At 46.4% G+C, this 19,550-nt stretch carries 11 protein-coding genes; 6 read left to right on the top strand and 5 right to left on the bottom strand.

What is annotated here, in order from left to right:
- The first annotated feature begins 171 nt into the window (after nt 1–171).
- Entirely contained in the window at nt 172–1,788 is a 1,617-nt protein-coding gene (locus tag QT994_RS16240) for a HAMP domain-containing sensor histidine kinase (RefSeq protein ID WP_333176137.1), read from the top strand.
- 279 nt (nt 1,789–2,067) lie between these two features.
- Here the strand turns inward: QT994_RS16240 and QT994_RS16235 are convergent, their stop codons facing one another.
- From QT994_RS16235 to QT994_RS16225, 3 genes are all read right to left on the bottom strand, one after another.
- Nucleotides 2,068–7,464 carry an AAA family ATPase gene (locus QT994_RS16235; protein ID WP_333176135.1) on the bottom strand — a complete coding sequence of 1,799 codons (5,397 nt, stop codon included), beginning with the start codon at nt 7,462–7,464 and terminating at the stop codon, nt 2,068–2,070.
- A 169-nt stretch (nt 7,465–7,633) separates the two neighbouring features.
- Nucleotides 7,634–9,136, bottom strand: a complete 1,503-nt coding sequence (locus tag QT994_RS16230; protein ID WP_333176133.1) for a UDP-N-acetylmuramoyl-L-alanyl-D-glutamate--2,6-diaminopimelate ligase — start codon at nt 9,134–9,136, stop codon at nt 7,634–7,636.
- 196 nt (nt 9,137–9,332) lie between these two features.
- On the bottom strand, nt 9,333–9,638 hold the full coding sequence (locus QT994_RS16225; RefSeq protein ID WP_333045897.1) for a glutaredoxin family protein: 306 nt from the start codon (nt 9,636–9,638) through the stop codon (nt 9,333–9,335).
- Between the two features lie 351 nt (nt 9,639–9,989).
- Here QT994_RS16225 and QT994_RS16220 point away from each other — a divergent pair, with 351 nt between their 5' ends.
- Together QT994_RS16220 and QT994_RS16215 are read left to right on the top strand one after the other, a co-directional pair.
- Nucleotides 9,990–11,264 carry an ATP-dependent DNA ligase gene (locus QT994_RS16220; RefSeq protein WP_333176132.1) on the top strand — a complete coding sequence of 425 codons (1,275 nt, stop codon included), beginning with the start codon at nt 9,990–9,992 and terminating at the stop codon, nt 11,262–11,264.
- Nucleotides 11,265–11,353: 89 nt separating this feature from the next.
- Nucleotides 11,354–11,929 (top strand): Uma2 family endonuclease, encoded by a 576-nt coding sequence (locus QT994_RS16215; RefSeq protein WP_333176130.1) that lies wholly within the window; start codon nt 11,354–11,356, stop codon nt 11,927–11,929.
- A 237-nt stretch (nt 11,930–12,166) separates the two neighbouring features.
- Here QT994_RS16215 and QT994_RS16210 read toward each other — a convergent pair whose 3' ends face one another.
- Entirely contained in the window at nt 12,167–14,020 is a 1,854-nt protein-coding gene (locus tag QT994_RS16210) for an ABC transporter ATP-binding protein (RefSeq protein WP_333176152.1), read from the bottom strand.
- 1,815 nt (nt 14,021–15,835) lie between these two features.
- Here QT994_RS16210 and QT994_RS27865 point away from each other — a divergent pair.
- Complete coding sequence (locus QT994_RS27865) at nt 15,836–16,036, top strand: IS1 family transposase (RefSeq protein ID WP_445243915.1); 201 nt, start codon at nt 15,836–15,838, stop codon at nt 16,034–16,036.
- A gap of 16 nt (nt 16,037–16,052) precedes the next feature.
- Nucleotides 16,053–17,294, top strand: coding sequence for an exonuclease SbcCD subunit D (locus QT994_RS16200; RefSeq protein ID WP_333176125.1), 1,242 nt, complete (start codon nt 16,053–16,055; stop codon nt 17,292–17,294).
- Nucleotides 17,295–17,378: 84 nt separating this feature from the next.
- Here the strand turns inward: QT994_RS16200 and fmt are convergent, their stop codons facing one another.
- Complete coding sequence (gene fmt, locus QT994_RS16195) at nt 17,379–18,377, bottom strand: methionyl-tRNA formyltransferase (RefSeq protein WP_333176123.1); 999 nt, start codon at nt 18,375–18,377, stop codon at nt 17,379–17,381.
- 728 nt (nt 18,378–19,105) lie between these two features.
- Here fmt and QT994_RS16190 point away from each other — a divergent pair.
- The gene (locus QT994_RS16190) at nt 19,106–19,483 is read left to right on the top strand and encodes a hypothetical protein (RefSeq protein WP_333176121.1); all 378 of its coding nucleotides are present in this window, start codon (nt 19,106–19,108) and stop codon (nt 19,481–19,483) included.
- Nucleotides 19,484–19,550 lie beyond the last annotated feature (67 nt).

Here is a 19,550-nt window from a genome sequence, read left to right as displayed (position 1 = left end):
CGGTTCTGCCAATATCGTTAGTTGATAAATGTGGATATCCTGTGAGTTAGGAGGAAGGTGCAAGAAATTATGCGGGATTTTTTGATCTTGCTGGTGCTTGACTCCTAACTCCTGAACTTTCCTATACATAAATACTTCACCCTTCAGGCCTCCGAAGGTGGGTTTATAACTGTGAATACTTACTTTTTACCGACAATAAGCGAAATTTTAGCCTCCGAAGGCCAAGAAAATGACCTCAGTCTCTTTGATGCTAAGTTGGCGGGAGAAAACAACCGCCATCGGTGTCCTGGAAGCCGTGGGGCTTCTCGGCTGAAAGCTGAACAGGAATGGTACGGGGCGATCGCAGCTTTGAATCAAATGCTTGATCGGCAAAAAGCAGGACAAAAAACAGATGCCGATCGACAATTTGGTCGATCGACAATCCCCAATTCCTGTCAGGGATTAGTTTTGTCGGGCCCGTCTTCCGTTTTGACTGACCCAGCTTTGGCTTCGGGCTTTACCAATTGGATTTTTACCAGTATTCCCGACAACGATGCTGCTTTGTGGTCTTTTCGTGCTAGACAAACTTTAGCTTTACTGCCGGCGGCCCAGGTGCAAACATCACCGCCTGCGGCAGCCCCGGCTTTGGCTTTGGCGAGTGGCGATCCTTTGGCGAACGAGCAGTTTTGTTTGGTTTTAAGTGCTAGTTTTAGCCTGGTGATGGTTTTGGGTGAAAATTCGGCAGGAATTCCGGCTTTTCTATTTTCTTTCGATCCCCAAGTAGTGGCGAAAGCGTGGGAAGTTTTGCGGCGCAGGGTGACTGAAAGCGAATGTTTGCTTGCCAATTCTGACGGCAGCTTCAATTTACCAGTTAGCCAATTAACTAATAATTCTACTAAATTAGACGCGCTGTTCCAGCAGTTTTCGCCTGTTGCTCCAAATTATCAAACAGTGATGCAGTTCAGCCGCCTGCTGTTGAATAATTTGCCGCTTGGGAAAGAGGAAGCAGGCCGGGTAAAGGATGAAAGAATTGATGATGGTTTGAACCAGAGACATCAAAAGTTATCGGCTACGGATATCAACTGCAAATCTCCAATTCCTCTGGCTACTAAAGAGGTGGAATTGCTACAGGCGATCGCCCACGAAGTCCGCACTCCTTTGGCTACTATTCGCACGCTGACTCGATTGCTGCTGAAGCGACCCAAACTCGATGCCGTAGTGGTCAAGCGTTTGGAAATGATTGATGCTGAGTGTACCGCTCAGATCGATCGCTTCAGTTTAATTTTCCGCGCCGTGGAATTGGAAATGTCGCAAGCTAAAAATTCTGGTGTGCAGCTAACAGCAATGTCCCTCGGTGAAGTGCTGCAAAATAGCATTCCCCGCTGGCAAAAACAGGCGAGTGTTCGCAACCACACTTTGGAAGTTATTGTGCCGAAAAAATTGCCTGCGGTAGTCAGCGATCCGACGATGTTGGATCAGGTTTTAACTAATTTGATTGAGAATTTTACTCGAACTTTGCCCTCGGGGAGTCGCATTCAGGTGGAGGTGACGTTGGCGGGCGATCAGTTAAAGTTGCAGTTGGAATCGGAACACATACCTGAAGGTAATGGCGCATCGACTTTTGCAGCTAAGGCGAATGGTCCTTTGCGATCGATCGGGCCTTTGTTGATGGTGCAGCCGGAGACGGGAAGTTTGAGTTTAAATTTGAGTGTGACTAAGAATTTATTTCGGGCTGCTGGCGGGAAGTTGGTAATTCGCCAGCGGCCCCAAAAGGGTGAGGTGATGACGGTATTTTTGCCGTTGCAATAGTCAGTTGTCATATCATTTCCGGTTACACCGGAATGATGTTGACGGTTGACGGTTGACGGTTGACGGTTCACTGTTGACGGTTGACGGTTGACAGTGAACAGTGAACTGGAATTTACTATTCCGATGCTAACGGATTTGATATCAGTTGTTGGTTGTCAGTTGTCGGTTGTCCTATCAATTCCGGTTGAATCGGAATGATTTAACCGCAGAGGACGCAGAGAACGCAGAGGAAGAGAAGAGAGAGATCAATAATATCGCTTAACAACGGACAACTAATCTTTAATCAATTAAAATCTCAATGACAAACTTGGTTCCTTCTCCCAGTGCAGAAATACAACTCAGTTTTCCGCCGTGTTTTTCTTCTACAATTTGACGCGCGATCGCCAGTCCCAACCCAGTCCCTTTGCCCACGTCTTTAGTGGTAAAGAGATGGTCAAAAATCCTATTTTTTACCTCTTCCGACATTCCATTGCCGTTATCGGCGATGGAAATTTTTACAGTTTCACTTTCTACTTTTGTCCGAATAGTGATTTGATTGGGATGGGCTTCAATTTCGGCAAAATTCCGTCCTTGATTGGAGTCTTCTAAGGCATCGATCGCATTCGCCAGCAGATTCATAAATACTTGGTTTAATTGTCCCAAATAACATTTGACTTTGGGAATATTGCCGTACTCTTTAATGATTTTAATTTCAGGATGCTTGTCGCTAGCTTTCAGGCGATGCCGTAAAATCATCAAAGTGCTATTGAGTCCTTCATGGATATTGGCCTCAACTTTATTGGCGGTATCGGCGCGGGAGAAAGTGCGGAGGGAGGTGCTGATGTTTTTGATGCGCTCGCACCCTATTTTCATGGAACTCAACATCTTGGGTAAATCTTCTACTAGATAATCTAAATCTATTTCCTCTGCTTTCTCAATCAATTCTGCTTCCGGTTGAGGAAACTTTTCTTGATAGAGCCGCAAATAATCAATTAAATCTTGGACTCCAGCATTAGCTTCGTTAAGGTTCCCGGCAATAAAACCAACGGGGTTGTTGATTTCATGGGCCACCCCTGCCACCAGATTACCTAATGCTGACATCTTTTCGCTTTGGATCATTTGCATCTGAGTTTGCTGAAGTTCATTCAAAGTCTGCTGCACTTGGTGATAGAGGCGGGCATTCTCTAGAGCGATCGCCGCTTGACTAGAAAGAAAATTCAGCACTAGGAGGCGATCGCGACTAAACACCCCACTGGTTATCCGATTTTCTAGATACAAAATGCCGACCAGATTCCCCTGATTTAGAATTGGCAAACCCAGCAAACTCTCTGGTTGGTGGTGCTCTAAATAATCGTCAATCACAGGCAGATCAGTTTTGAGGCGATCGATGACAACTGCTGCTAGGGTGTTTTTGACATACTGGATGAATTTAACGGGAACGGTGGGATTGTTCTCTAGGGGTTCCGTTTGCAGGCTAATGTGTTCCCCGGTAGCCATCGCCCGCACTTGCCATTGTCGATCTTGGCAGAGCATCAGTGCACAGCGATCGGCTCCAGAGTTTTGTAACATGGTTTGGGTGACAATTTGCAGCAACTCATCGAGGTCGATCGTGCTGGAGATGACTTGGGAGATTTGCAGCAGGGTTGAAAAATCTAGAGCCTGGTTGATGGAGGTGCTTGAGGTACTGTGGGAGATGCTCGAATGAATTGAGTAGGTGGGATTGGTGAGTGTGGATAGAGTTTCTAAAATAGAGACGGGTTGGGCTGCCTGTAATAAGATGGGGCGCAGCAGATCGGGATAACGTTTTTCTAGGTCATCGGTTTTGGCTTTTGCTTTCCAGCGGGCGTAGCAGTAGTAAGCTTGCTGCATATAAACCTGAGCGACTTTTTCTTTGCCCCAGTCGAGGTAGAATTTAGCGGCGAGTTCGTTGGCTAAGGCTTCTTCTTGCAGGTATTCGTTATCTTTGGCGAGGGAGATGGCGCGATCGTAGTATTCCATTCCCTGCGCTAGCTTGTTCAAGATACGGTAGCGTTCTGCTTCGATTAGGCACCACTTATGTTGATTATTCATCGGGGCATAGTGCGCCCATTGTTTCATCTTTTTCTGGTTGCCAGCCACTCGCTTTAAACGATCGCGCCGTTCAGACTCGCTAGCCTGTTGGAATTCTGCTAAACAAGTCAATGAATCATAAAAATAGAAAACAACTAAACCGGGCGATCCAATTCCTCCGTCCTCATACTGTCTAGCTTGTTGAAGGGTTTGGCGAGCCTGGGCAAAGTCGGCAAACAAATATCTGAGCGTGGCTTGATTTGTGTAAGCGAAAAACAGTCCCGTCTTGTCGCTGCTAGCCTGCTGTTGTGCCTCCCTCTGGCTCAGGCAATAAACCTCACCCTCTAGCGCCGTCGCCTCTGCCTCGCCCAATAAATTGAGTGCTGTTTGATGGAAAATTTTGCAGTAAAGCTCACCCTTTTCTTGGTTGATTTTGGCGATAGATTCAGTATAAAATTCTAGCTTTTGACTCACTTCAGACAGATTATGTCCGGCATAGTAAGAGTTGGCACACCAGATCAGTCCCGCCCAAGCCGCATATTCTGTATCGCCTGTTTCTAGTCCGGTTTGATAGCTTTCTAGAAGCGGATCGAGCGTATCTTTGAGGTGGTTTTTCCAATGGAATACAAAATAGTAAATGATGAAAACTACCCTGGATTTAATTTCTTTGGCATCAAATTTATCCAAGAGCTTGAGAGCCAATTCACCAAACTGGTAGCCGGTTTGAATATCTCGCACCACACCACACAAAATTAGCCCATACCAGGCATAGGTGAAAGCAGCCACACTGGTATTGCCATACTTCACAAACAGATTCACCTGGCGAAATACCAGCAGCGGCAGCAAATCTGGGGCGGCAATGTAGGCTGCTGAGAGGGTTTTTGCCAAAATTTGCGTCACCGCCATTTTATCCGGGGCGGTCATCGCTGGTTGGTTTTCTAGGGTTTGGATAGACTTGCCGAGTAGGGCAATTTTAGTTTCGGCTAGACCCAGCAAAACCTGTGGTGTGGTGGGCTGGGCTGGAAACTTGATGCCTAGCTGTTCGACTAGCGACAGAGCCGTTTTGAGCGCGCCTAGGAGCTGCCCCTGCACAATCAACGCCTGAATTTTAATTTCATAGACAGTGACTTGTTCCAGGAGCGATCGCGTCTGAGCCACGACTTGATTGATCGTCTGCTGCATTTGCTCGAAATCCCCGGCCAAATAAGCGGCTAGAGCAAGCTGGTTGGCGATTTCTAAGCTAAGCGAGTATTGACTTTGCCAAGCATCGGAGTTTAATAGCTGCTGGCTAGTGAGCAAATAGTCTACTGCTGCCCGATAGGCTGTTGAGGCGTTAGCTTTTTGACCGGCCTGCAAATTTAGCCGTGCAATCGTCTCTCGCTCAGTCGATTCAATCAGCTTCAGCCCCTTGTTAAGCTGGTTGACGATCGCAAAAAGTTGCTCGTCGTCTCCTGTTGCCGTATTCGCCAGCAGCAGTCTGCCAATTTGCAGGTGAACGCTTTGTTTTTGTGATTCGGGAATCAACGAATAAGCAGCTTGCTGGATGCGATCGTGTAAAAATTTATAGGGAACTTCAATATGACGATAACGATTTGTCTCGTGTGATTCATTCGATTGAAAAAATTTGTAAGTTTCACTAATAGGCAAAATCAACGCTTCTTGTAATGCTCTCCATAAAGCCACTGCTGTTTCTATTTCTGACTGTTCAGAGACGATCGCCAAAGTCGCCAAATCAAATTGATTGCCAATACAAGCCGCTAGTTTGAGAACATCTTGCGTGTCTTCTGGCAATTTTTGCAACTGCAACGCCATAAACTCAACGATATCATCCGTCAGTGCTAATGATTTTACTTTGGCAATGTCGCAGTGCCAATTGCCCCCATCCCAGTCAAACTGAATCAGCCCATCATGGTGCAGCATTTTCAGGAATTGCGCGCTAAAAAATGGATTGCCTTTGGTTTTTTGATAAATTAGTTGAGTTAATGGTAGCGCGATTTCTGGCGAACAGCTAAGCGTATCGGCAACGAGTTGATTTAAACTCGTTTCACTCAGTGCGGCTAATGTAATCGTTTTGATTGCAGCTTGTGCTTTCCCAATCTCCTCTAGCGCCAACATCAAAGGATGAGCGGCAGAAACTTCATTGTCGCGATAAGCTCCAATTAATAATAGATATCTGCCGTCTGACTCGCTCATCAACAACTGCATCAATTTCAAGGATGCCGAATCAGCCCACTGCAAATCATCTAGGAAAATTACTAAGGGATGTTCTTTTGTGGTGAATACTTGGAGGAATTTTTGAAACAGTAAATTAAAGCGGTTCTGTGCCGCCGTCCCAGACAGTTCTGTTGCGGGTGGCTGTTGAGAGATAATTTGCTCTAGTTCAGGAATTACCTCAATAATTACTTGCGCGCTGTCACCAAGCGCAGCTAAAATTTTGGTTTTCCAAGCTGCTAATTGAACCTCGCTTTCACTCAGCAATTGACCCATTAATTCTCGAAATGCTTGCACAAAAGCTGAGAATGGAATATTGCGATTAAATTGGTCAAATTTGCCTTTGATGAAGTAGCCGCGCTGGCGAACAATTGGTTTGTGAACTTCGTTAACAATGGCAGTTTTGCCAATGCCTGAAAAACCCGCCACCAGCATTAACTCGCGCTTTCCCTCGTTCCCAGGAAGAGTCTCGGAACCAGAGATGCGATCGAACGCTGCCAATAATTGGGCAACTTCGACTTCTCTACCGTAGAGTTTCTCTGGTATGATGAACCGATCGCACACATCCCGCCGCGCGATCGCAAAAGTTTTTATTTTACCACTTTCTTTTAGTTGACGCAAACAAAATTCTAAATCAAATTTCAGCCCCAAAGCACTCTGATAACGGTCTTCGGCATTCTTCGCCATCAATTTCATCACGATGTCGCACAGAACTTGAGGAATTTCTCCCCTTTTTTTTTCGCCAAGCAGCGGGGGTTGTTTGGCAATATGAGAGTGTACCAATTCCATCGGATCGTTAGATTGAAACGGCAACTCTCCCGTCAGCAACTCGTAAAAGGTGACACCGAGAGAGTAAAAATCCGTCCGGTAGTCAATCCCGCGATTCATCCTTCCCGTTTGTTCGGGAGACAAATAGCCTAGTGTCCCTTCGAGCACGTTGGGACTCATCAGAGTTTGAGTTTCTCGCGGCAGCAAAGATGCAATACTAAAGTCAATGAGCTTGATTTGTTTAGTCTCAGGATTAATCAGAATGTTGGCCGGTTTAATGTCTTTGTGAATGATGCGGTGGCGGTAAAGTATATCTAATGTATTGCTTAGGTCGATCGCAATGTGGAAAAAATCAACCAGAGATTGCACCGTTTTTCCTTTCCCAGTCCATTCCTTCAGAGAAATGCCCCCGAAGTCTTCCACAATCAGCGCATAGCCGTTGCGGTAGGGTTCCAAGCTGTAGGTTTGGATGATTCCGGGCAAATTCAGGTTTTTGGCGATCGTGTATTGATTGCGAAAATGCACGAGTTCGCTGAAGCTGGGATACTCGTTCCGCAAGACTTTGATGGCGACAGGTTTTTGGTCGCAGAGGCGAGTTCCGCGATAAACTAGGGTGCGAGTGCCTGAGTAAACTCGATCGAGAATTTGATACCCAGTTAGTTCTATCATAGCAATAATTATTTTTTTATAAAAATATTTGGTCTTACTATTATAATCTAGTGCAAATAAGATTCTAGCTTCGTATTAATACTTAAAAATATAACAAATTTCGCAGCCCGCGAACAGCTAACCGTTAACGGTTAAGTAAATTCACTTAACCGTTAACAGTTAACCGAATTCACTTAACCGAATTCATTCTGGCTTTCAAGGCATCTCGCGCTTGTTCTCGATCGTCAAAATGGACTTTTTCGGTGCCCAAAATTTGATAATCTTCGTGTCCTTTCCCTGCAATCAGCACACCATCTCCCGGTTTAGCGTCCATAATAGCAGTGCGAATTGCAGCGGCTCGATCGCACATCACGATCGGCTTTACTGTGGCGGGAATTCCTGCTAAAACATCCTCCAAAATGCGATCGGGATTTTCCGTGCGCGGATTGTCGGAAGTAACAACAGCTAAATCGGCTAATTCTGCAACGACTTTACCCATGATCGGGCGCTTAGTGCGATCGCGATCGCCACCGCAGCCAAACACACAAATCATCTGACCCGGAATAAACGGCCGCGACGCCTTCAACAAGTTCTCCAAACTGTCTGGAGTGTGCGCGTAATCGACAATGACGCTAATATCTTGGTCGGGACTAATCTGCACCCGTTCCATCCGTCCCGGTACTCCCGAAAACTGAGATAATTTCTCCACAATTGCGGACAAATCTAAACCCAATTCCAAAACAGCACCGACAGCCGCCAACATATTTGATAAATTGAACTGACCGACTAAAGGCAAAGAAAAAGCAGTTTCGCCCTTGGGAGTGTGCAGCATTCCCTTAACTCCATTGGGCTGATATTGCAAATCAAAAGCATACAAATCGGCCGTTTTCAGAACAGTGCTGTAACTCCAAACTCGGTCAGAATTTAAACTTTTAACTATCCGCTGCCCGTAGGGGTCGTCAATATTAATAACAGCGCGATTTTTGAGGTAATCCGAACCAAATAAAAGCGATTTTGCCTCAAAATAATCCTCCATATCGCGGTGATAATCGAGATGGTCTTGAGTCAAATTTGTAAAGACAGCAACTTCAAAACTACAGCCCAAAACTCGCTGCTGTGCTAAAGCGTGGGAACTGACTTCCATCACGCCGTGTTTGCATCCGGCTGCTACAGCTTCTGCTAATTGCTTTTGCAGGTCAACCGCAAAAGGTGTGGTGTAAAGTGCAGTTTGTTGGAATCCCGGCCAGCGAGTATAAAGCGTACCGAAAATCGCCGTCGGCAACTGCATTTCATTGAGCAAAAATTCGATTAAATGAGTTGTGGTAGTTTTGCCGTTAGTCCCGGTAACGCCGACAAGTTTTAATTGGCTAGCTGGATTGCCGTAAAATGCGGTTGCTATTTGACCGCAAACTTGAGCCATATCGGCTGCTGCGATGACGCAACTACCCCCGTCTTCGGAAGGTGTTTTCTCGGCTGCTTGGGTGGAAATTATGGCGGCAACTGCACCGCTGGCGATCGCACTTTGCCAAAAATCTCCCCCATCTACCCGAGTTCCCGGCATTCCCAAAAACAAATCGCCCGCCTGACAAGCGTGGGAATTAGTGGATAAACCCTTGACTTCGGCATTGAGGGCGGGATGTTGGGCGTCAAAGGAAATGCTGGGAACTGCTGCTAATAATTCTCTCAATTTCATCTGAAAAACTCCTCACTTGGATGTCTTGAATATGACTGGCGGAACACATTGTTTGAGTCACTATCTACAAGCTTTTGCTGTTCGCGATGCAAACTCTACGGGTTTTTCTGTGCGCGGTGCACAGCCTACAAGCCTAAAATAAGGTGCAGCGCAGCCCGCTGCCCGGATTAATACCTGAGTTTTTGCGTAAATCGTATTATTGTGACCGATCACTTTGCAAATATTTCTGTAACATTTGCTCCAATTGGGCGACACTACAGCGGGGAGAAGGACGGGGTAACAGTTCTTCAGCGGAGAATGCAGCCTCGCCAACAGAATTTTTTGGCTGGGGCTGCACTTTAAACAAAACTGGAACTTCGTACTGATAAGCTTCAAACCAATCGTCGCGTTCAGTAATATTTCTGATTTCGAGTTGAAACTTGAGGCTTTCAATCAGTTCTAGTTTTTCTTGCAACCCTTCGCACAAGTGGCATCCGGGTTTGCTGTACAAAATCAATCGCATCATAACAGTAAGATTAAACTAGATCTTAAATTATCGAACGTGCGATCGCAAGTTGGCGAACCCAACGCGAGTAAGACGCAACTCACGGCTTTATTGGTCGCAATGCGCGATCGAAGTTATCTTAGCATTGGCGGCGAACAGATTGCCGCGCTTGACAATTAAAACACTACAACCCCATCCCTCTCTTTCTTCTCTTCCTCTGTACTCTCTGCGCCTCTGCGGTGAAAAAATAAATCTAGTTCACAAATGAAAGAGTTAAATTTATTCACACCACCTAATTGTCTAATAATACTTGACTAATAAATCAATTTTGAGTATAGTATATAAATAGCCCTACAGCAAGGAGGCAGTATGGACTGCACCGAATACGCCGAAGCCAAGCGAAAAGCCGCTAAGAAAATTAGCGCCGACATTCGAGAACGCTGGAACAATCGCATCGTCACGCGAGGATTGCACTTGATGGGTGAAGCGGGGGCCGTGCAGTATTTATCTGATTATGGGCGCGGCATCGGTACGGCCAAAGTTATCGGTTTTGCACTGTGTGCGGAGTCGGAAGGATACCCGGAAATGGCGATCGGCTTTTGGAAAAGAGCGTTTGAATTGGAAATCGGAGAAAAGGCGATCGCACTCAATACTCCAAACAATTCTACCGCCGATTTTGCCCCTGCTAAAAAATCAACTTCCGCCCCAATAATAGAAACTTCCAACAATCCCATTGTTGCCGAATTGCCGCATTTGCAGCCGGGAAGGATTGTGACAATGCAGCCGGTGGACGCGCCGAGTGAACGTTCTTACTATATCGAAAATCCCGATTATTGGGGACAGCCAAAACGCGACGGCAATCGAGTAGTGGTCATTGCGACGCAAGATAAAGTATACTACCAATCGCGATCGACTAACCTGCGGCAGCAGGCATCGGTTGAGATCGATCGCACTTTAATCGACACAGCCGCTAAAATTGGCACCTTTGTTTTAGACGGGGAACTATATTACAAAAGCTGTACGGGCAGCGAACACCGCACCGGCGCGCAAGCTGCTACAGTTAATATTGAAAGCGGTTTTGCGACAACCCAGCCCAACGCAATTTATGCCATTTTTAAAAGTTTGTTTTTCAAAGGCAATGATTTAACTACCGTGGCAGAATCCGAACGAATTGCAGCGGGAGTTGAAGTTGGCGAAATGCTGGCGAATTTATCCCCAGGCTTTGAAGTTGTACCGACATTTCGCACCACCGCCGAAAAAATCGTCCTGGCAAATCAGCAGGAATCTGAAAATAAAGAAGGCGAAGTTTGGGTGTTGCACACCTGTCACTATGTCGGCGGCAAAGATGTTAAGAAATATCCGATGGTGAGGACTAAATACTGTCAAGAACACGATTTGTTTATTGTGGGTTTGACGGCGACAAAAGTGGCGGGGCGACCGTTTAGCGCGGTCAAAGTAGCCCAAGAAATTGATGGCAAATTAGTCCCTGTAGGAAGCGTGGGAACCGGGTTTAGCGGGGAGGAAATGCAGGAAATTGCCCGACTCTACGAGGCGAACCCCAAAAATGTCAAAATTAAAGTGCGATCGCAGGGTTTGACGGAAAGTGGCAAATTATGGCACGCACGATTTCTGGAGTTTTGTTAAATCTGTAGGGAAACGGCAGTGCCGTTTCCTTCCCAGAATATTTGAGTTCCAACACATAGTATCAGATAAAATCAGCGGAGTAAAAATCAATGGTTATCAGCAAAAACAATTTCTACATTTCTCCAGAAGAGTACCTAGAAGGCGAGCGAGTAAGCCCTATCAAACACGAATACAGACGCGGATACGTTTATGCAATGACAGGGGCAAAAAAGCCTCACATTATTATTGCGAGTAATTTAGTTCGGCTGCTGGGAAATCATCTTCTGAATACGCCATGCTTAGTTTTATCGTCAGATATAAAAGTCCGACTGGAAGAGGCAAATTGCTATTACTATCCTGATGTAGCGGTGACTTGCGACGAAAGGGATACCTCAACTACTGAAGATTTCATTTTATATCCATCTTTAGTTGTTGAAGTATTGTCGCCCTCAACAGCAGCTTTTGACAGAGGCGATAAATTTGCCGATTACCAAACTTCTCCGATTTTGCAGGAATACGTGCTCATCACTCAATCTGAGATTAAAATAGAGTGTTTTCGACTCAATGCTGAGGGAAATTGGGTTTCTCAGACTTACCGACAAGGAGAGGAATTAGAGTTAATGAGTATAGATTTTCGCTGCCCGATCGCACAAGTTTATCAAAAAGTCCCCGGCATTGTATTGTAATGTATGAAACAAAATTTTTAGTAGTAATCTCCTCTCGTCTGTACTTTGACAAAAACCTTAAACCTAGTTCTTAGTAAAGACTTTAGTTTTTCTGCCGAAGCTAAAGGATGGCTGAAGTCCTCACTACGAACCGATGAGGACTGAAGTCCTCACTACTAACCCAAAAGATAATTTACTAGGCACACAGGCAACAAATTGAAGCAAAAGGATAAGAAATAAGTTCGCCATGTTGTACTCCTACTCGATGCAGGGTTTATCAGTAAGCCCTATTGATTTTACTGGGTTGTAGCCCAACATTCGGTAATAGAACCCCTGCTGGGTAAGGAGTTCGGCGTGAGTGCCAGACTCCTTAATCTCGCCCTCTTGCATCACAAAAATCCGATCGCAGTCTACGGCTGTTTCGAGTCGGTGCGTGACCAAGATGATAGTTCTTTTGCGCCGCAGACGTTGCAGAGTCTCTAGTACCCACTGCTCGTGCTTCAAGTCCAGCGCATTCGTGGGTTCGTCTAGGATGAGTATGGGAGCCTCAGTGACGAGCGCCCGCGCAATAGCTAGGCGCTGCCGCTGTCCGCCCGAGAGGTTTTGACCGCCCTCAGCGATTAAAGTATCGTACTGCTCCGGCAAGGTTTCGATGAACTCGGCTGCCCCGGCTTCGATCGCCGCTTCCCGAATATCGGAGATCAGAGCGTCCGGGCGGCCGTAGGCGATATTCTCTGCGATCGTTCCGGGGAAAAGTGGGCTGCCTTGCGAGACGATCGCCATGTGTTTGCGGACATCGGCAATTTTAAGGGTGCGGAGGTCAAAGCCGTCGAGAAGAACGCTGCCCGATGTCGGGTCATAGAAGCGCGGCAAAAGATTGAGCAGCGTACTCTTTCCGGTTCCGCTAGGGCCCAAAAACGCCACCATCTGACCAGGCTCGATACTAGCGCTGATGTTCCGTAAAACTGCTTGCCCAGCGTTGTACTCGAAGCTCACGTCGGCAAGTGCTAGTGTGCGGGGATAAACGGGAAGCGATCGCGCATCAGGCTCATCTTTTATGGCAGGCGGCTCGTCAATGACCGCAAAGACGCGATCGCATGAAGCTACAAACGTCTGGATCTTAGTAGTGAACCCCAACACCCAACCTATCGGGTCCCAGAACTGCCCCAGGTACGCCATGAATACTAGCAAATCGCCGATGCTCACGCCGTTCGGCACTGGACGCAAGAACTGGTCGCGATAAACTAGGTATCCGCCGTAGCCTAAGATTACCCCGCTTCCCAGGGCGAAGACTACCTGAACCGCTAGCGGATAGAGGTTCTCTTGCCAATTGAGCCGCATGGATGCCTTGACGCTGCGTTCGACCATCTGCCCGAAGCGCCGCGACTCCGTTGCTTCTCGACCGAAGGATTGGATTAGCCCGATCGACTCTATAGCTTGCTGCATGGTTGAGGTCATCACCGCATCGGTCTGCTTCGATTCGAGGGCTCGACTTCTAATCCTTCCCTCGAAGTACCAATTCGCCAGTATTAGAAGCGGAGTAAACGAAAGCGCAAACACGGTGAGAAGGACGTGGCGCGACAGCATGATCCAGACCATCGCCGTCAGCGTCACCGATGCGGCGGTGGAGCCGATGAGCGTATCGATCACCCCCCAGGGGCCGAGGCTGTCGTAGCTCAACCGATAGATTGCGTCACCCTGCGATCGGGAGCCGTGCCAACCAAGACTCAGCGCCTGCATTTTGTCGTAGAGTTCGGTACGAACGCGCAAGGTTCCGTTGTACTGGATGCGGTAGTTCAACATCCTGCGGAGCATGAAAACGGTCTCGCTCAGGATTCTGATAATCATCGCGACGAACGCCATTCCGAAAATTCGGTTCAGCGTGCTTTCACCGAACGGAGCAAGAAACAGCGTATGAATCCAGTTGGATTTCGGAGTTGGTGACAAAACCGTATCGACTAGAATCGCTATCGGCCAGGCGTTGAGAAGGTTGAAAAGCACCGATCCTCCGATCAAAAGCAAGAGCGTGACGATCAGCCATAAGTCTTTGCGGAAGTAGGAAATAGAGCGCAGGACGATCGGCACCAACCAATGTTGGTTAATTAACGGCATCACCATTTTTGGTGAATTCTTCTGGCTCTTTAAACGTGCTTTGAATGGAAAATTCATAGATGTGCTCACTGTCTATAAGTAAGACAATGCACCAATTAGGAAGTTTCACCCCAGTCAGAGAAGCCAGAAATTAACTTTGGGTTTTATCGCCTGTTGTCAAGCAGGGCAGATGGAATGTGAGATTATTCGACTGATGCCCGATTTAAATAGAGTTTCGCTGTTTAAGGGTAGCTAGATAGAAAGCGAGAGCGCGCGTGCTTCCTGGTGTGATGCAAAGCGCGTTGCTTTCCCGAAAACGGTTGCAAAGTTGAGATTTTCTCAACTGTTCTAGCGGAACTTCCCCCTGTGGTCGATCGCATCGAGCGCAAAAACCCCATCAGTCGGGCAATAGGGCTAACACCCTCGCCCATAGATGACTACAATATTAGGAAACCTTCAGTAAATCCAAAGTTCTCTGCGTTGCTAAGACGACTGCATCGTCAGCTTGTCGAAACTAACTGAAACCCGACGCAATTTAGGCTAGACTCGGTTTTTAGCGATTGTCGATAAGTTTGTTATTAACGTCCGAAAACTTTAAAGTGGAAAACTCTCAGAAGTACATTTTGTTGAAGCTTTCCCTTTTGCTAGAGTGGATGACTTAACTGGAACAACCAGCGACCCTGAATCAGAAGCATTCAACCACTCCTCATCCTCGAACAACGACGGCGGACGGTAATCGTTGACACATATCCCTTTCTAAGTAATAAGCTAACACACATAAAAACAGGTGTGCAAGCACTACCATTTGTTGTATCGTTAGCAACAACACCCACAGCATCACTGATAAGGGAAACACCACCCACACAACCAACACAGGAAACTGCATTGTCAAGTGCAACACCACCTGGGCCGGAAGCATTAGCACCAGAACCACTTTCCATTCAATCAAAGGAGCCTAGCCTAATGAGCAAGCTGCAAGCACCGGATAAAGAAGCGATAATTAGGTTTACGGTAGATATGTCCGAATAACCGCACCGTAAACTGTACCGCAAACTGTCGATGTTGGCAGCCAGGAGAGGGCGCAATAAAGTGAACCAGAGTGCGGGTGGGTAGTGCCAAAAATGTAATGATAGGAAAGTGGAGTTTCTTGTTGGTGTTTTCTAATGATGCCTGGTTGCCCAACCTGTGCGTCATGCCAAACGGTCAATCGATTTTAGATTTTAGATTTTAGATTGAAGCATTGAAGCATTGAAGCATTGACCCCACGGATAAATTCGGGGGGCAAGTTTCATCGGATAGAAGGTTTTTATTTATGGACGGATGAATCCGGGGGCTTGTATCCTGGATGCTGTCGGTCAAAAATGCTCGCATCCACAACGCTAAACAACGGTTTAAATGCCATAAATGTGGGCGACAGTTTGCCGGGACCACCCGCAGAAAAAAGTAATTGATTCAGCTTGCGCGTGAACTGATTGATAGATTGTTGCTAGAACGGATTTCCCTAGCTGGAATTGCTCGTGCCACGCAGGTGTCTGAGCAGTGGTTGCTTTCGCTACCTCAATCAGAAATATGCTCTGGTGTCTGGCAAAGTTCAGGTGGTACAAAAAAAAAGGGTAGACTAACGATGCAATGTGACGAACTGTGGTCGTTCGTGGACAACTTGGGCAATAAACAATGGGTGTGGCTCGCCATTGATGCAGACAAAGACTGAAATTGTGGGTGTCTACATTGGCACACGTAACTCCGTCACTGCTGGTGGGTTGTGGAATTCCTTACCCCCCACTTTATCGCCAATGCGCCGTTGCCTACACCGATTTTTGGGCAGCTTACGCCGGAGTGCTACCGGGAGCAAACGACATCGAGCAGTCGGCAAGGAAACGGGCTCTCACCACTTACATTGAACGATTCAAGAACACCCTTAGACAACGTGTGTCTCGGTTAGTGCAAAAAACCTTATCCTTTTCTAAGTCCTGGGAAAATTACATTGGTGCCATTTGGTATTTCATCCCTCACTACAACACATCATTACTTGTTTAGCACTACCTAAAAAACAATGATTAAAATCTTACACCTTTCAGATATTCACATGGGAAGCGGCTTTTCCCACGGCCGGATTAATCCCGAAACTGGTTTAAATACACGCTTGGAAGACTTCGCGGCGACGCTGAGCAAATGTATGGACAGAGCAATTTCTGAACCCGTAGATTTAGTCATATTCGGTGGCGATGCTTTCCCGGATTCGACGCCTCCACCGTTTGTAAAAGAAGCTTTTGCTCGCCAATTCAGCCGCTTGGTGGACGCGCAAATTCCGACGGTTTTGCTAATAGGAAATCACGACCAACATTCTCAGGGACAGGGTGGCGCGAGTTTGGGTATTTACCGGACTTTGGGGATACCTAAGTTTATTGTAGGCGATCGCCTGGACACTCACCTGATTCAAACTCGCAGCGGGCCCGTACAGGTGGTAACATTACCTTGGTTGACTCGATCGACCTTAATGACACGTTCCGAGACTGAAAACCTGTCTATGGGCGATGTTAACCAATTGTTAACCGAAAAACTGACGATCGCAATGGAAGGCGAAATTCGCCGCCTCAATCCCGACATACCAACTGTACTTTTAGCCCATTTAATGGCAGATAAAGCAAGTCTGGGTGCAGAGCGTTTTTTAGCAGTTGGAAAAGGTTTTAACATTCCCGTTTCCATGCTAACTCGCCCTTGTTTTGATTATGTTGCTCTCGGCCATGTACACAAACACCAAAATCTCAATGCTTCTAATAATCCGCCCGTAATCTATCCTGGAAGTATCGAACGAGTGGATTTTAGTGAAGAGAAAGAAGATAAAGGTTTTGTGTTAGTTAATTTGGAACGGGGAAAAGCTGAGTGGGAATTTTGCACTTTGCCAGTGCGGGTATTTCAGACTATTAAAGTGAATGTTTCTGAATCGGACAACCCGCAAGCCGAGTTAGTTAAAGCTATTGGCAAGAAAGAGATACAAGACGCGGTGGTGAGATTAATTTACCAATTGCGATCGGAACAATTAGATATCATTGATAACGCAGAATTGCACGCACTTCTCGGCGCAGCCCACAGCTACACAATTCAACCGGAATTAGTCAGTCAGTTAGCGAGGCCGCGGTTGCCCGAATTGAATGCTAATAATAGTATAGAACCGTTAGAAGCTTTGAAAACTTATCTGGCAAGTCGGGAAGATTTGAAAGATGTTGCTGAGAGTATGTTAGATGCCGCGCAGGGTTTGTTGGGTGGTGTGGAGGAAGTTTTGGTGGAATTTTAGGTCAAGAATCGCGCATCTAATTACAGGATGATTTTGCTGCCAAATATTGTAGGGTGGGTATCTTGCCCGCCCTAAATATACAATTTAACTCCCAAAAACTTCCCCGACAGCCAACCGAGTTCCATTCGCAAAATCCATCCCAGACTGCACCTTTTTCCCCGCTAACTGCACCTCCCGCAATAATAATAAACCATCGCCAGTTTGGACGATCGCCCCCAAGCCCTTCACAACCTTGACAACTGCCCCATTTTCCCCCGACAACTCGCCTAAAACAGGCCATTCGCGTTCCAAAACTCTCAAATCGGCTGGCATTTGCAGCCAATATTCCGGCCCGACGGGCACTGTCGCAATCACCTTCAAAGAATTGCCCCGAAAAGTCGTCGTGCAATCCGGGAAAAAGCCCCTAACTTGATTGTGAAGGTCGATCGCACTTTTCGACCAATCCAGCACATAATCCGCACTCTTAATCATCGGCGCATAAGTCGCCTCAGCATCATCTTGAACAACAGCTTTAACTTCGCCATCCCTCAATTTCACCAAAGTTTCCACCAACAAATCGGCCCCAAGTTCCGCCAACCTGTCACCCAAAGAATCAACATTATCCAACAGCGTAATACCCGCAAAAGCCTTCAACAGCATCCCGCCAGTATCCATACCAGCATCCATCAGCATAGTAGTAATTCCGGTCGCCTTTTCCCCGTCATAAAGACAGCGCTGAATCGGCGCGGCACCGCGATACTTCGGCAAAATTGAACCGTGGACGTTAACGCAAGCCAAATTAGGAATATCCAGTATTTCTTGAGAAAGAATCTGGCCGTAAGCTACCACCACGAAAATATCAGCTTCCGCTTCCCGCAAGTGGGCAATTGTTTCAGAATCTTTCTTGATTCGCTGCGGCTGCCAAACCGGGAGATGGTGATTTAAAGCCGCCATTTTTACAGGTGAAGGCATCAATTGATTGCCTCTTCCCCGACGTTTATCTGGTTGAGTCACCACAGCCACTACCTCGAATTCGGGATGACTTAGCAGACTGGATAAAGTAGGAACAGCAAATTCCGGAGTGCCAAAAAAGACAATTTTCATAGATTTTTAGTTATTAAGCAATTATTAGTCATCCGTCATCACTTATAGCCTGTAGGCGTGAATTAACTATGAGTCCTCTCGATACTGTCTGGAACTGTCAAAACAAGAAATCTAAGCATCCAGCGGGTTTCTAGCTCCCCATGCGCCCAGGACTCCAATAATCGTAGTTTCCTCCTAGATTATACACTTCGACAATAGTTCCGAGTTGTGCGATCGACAAAAAAGCTCTCGATTCCTACTTAGGTGCAGCCCGACTCAAAGGCTCCAAAGCAATCGGTTTGATAGATGCAACAACCTTTCCCTCCATTTTTTTCAAGTTAACTCTAACTGTTCTACATTAGGAATTTTCATCGAATCTACCTTTATTACTGCTAATCTCAATCTTATCAGATCTCGCCGAACCTGGAAAAACTGTCGAATCTCTTGGTTAAACTCAGCCGCAGCTTATTTGCCAACAGCGCAGAACAAAAAATATTCAGGCTATTATCAATCCCCAACCTTTTAATCCTGCCATCTTGTGGGGGCAACCAAAATCAATAGAAAACCCATTGATCCTCGCAATTTCTGTCTTTTGGTAAGCGGAATTTGTAGATATACTGGCATGATAATTCCAGCGGGGAAAACATTCCTTATATCAAGCAGGACATTACTACTGTCTCGACTTTTCCTCAATTTTCGCCGCCTCCACACTGTTAACAATACCGCAACTCGTCAAACTAATCTTAGATATGTGCGCCGCCCCCGGAGGAAAAAGTATATTTGCTTGGAAAACCTTAAACCCAGAATTGGTGTTGTGCAAGGAAGTCATAGGCAAACCCATGGGAATGCTTATCTCGAATTTAAAACGCTGCCAAATTCAACCATCCCTCGCCACTAACGTCGATTCAAAAATACTTGCCGAAAAGATGTCACAAACGGCTAATTTAGTAATAGTAGATGCTGCTTGTACTGGTCAGTCACTCTTAGCAAAAGGAGACAAAGCACCCGGAGGCTTTCATCATGTCACCATCAACAGCAATGCCAACCGCCAAAAAAGAATTTTAGCCAATTCTGCTAAAATTGTAGTACCCCAAGGTTATCTTGCATACATGACCTGCACTTATTGAACCGCAGAAAAGGAACAAGTCAGCGAATGGCTGTTAAGCAAATTTCCCGAATTTCAGCCTGTCACAG

This window comes from Microcoleus sp. S13_B4 (genome assembly GCF_036700885.1).
GTDB lineage: Bacteria > Cyanobacteriota > Cyanobacteriia > Cyanobacteriales > Microcoleaceae > Microcoleus.
Note: the sequence above shows the minus strand (reverse complement) of the source record. Positions and strands in the feature narration are given on the sequence as shown.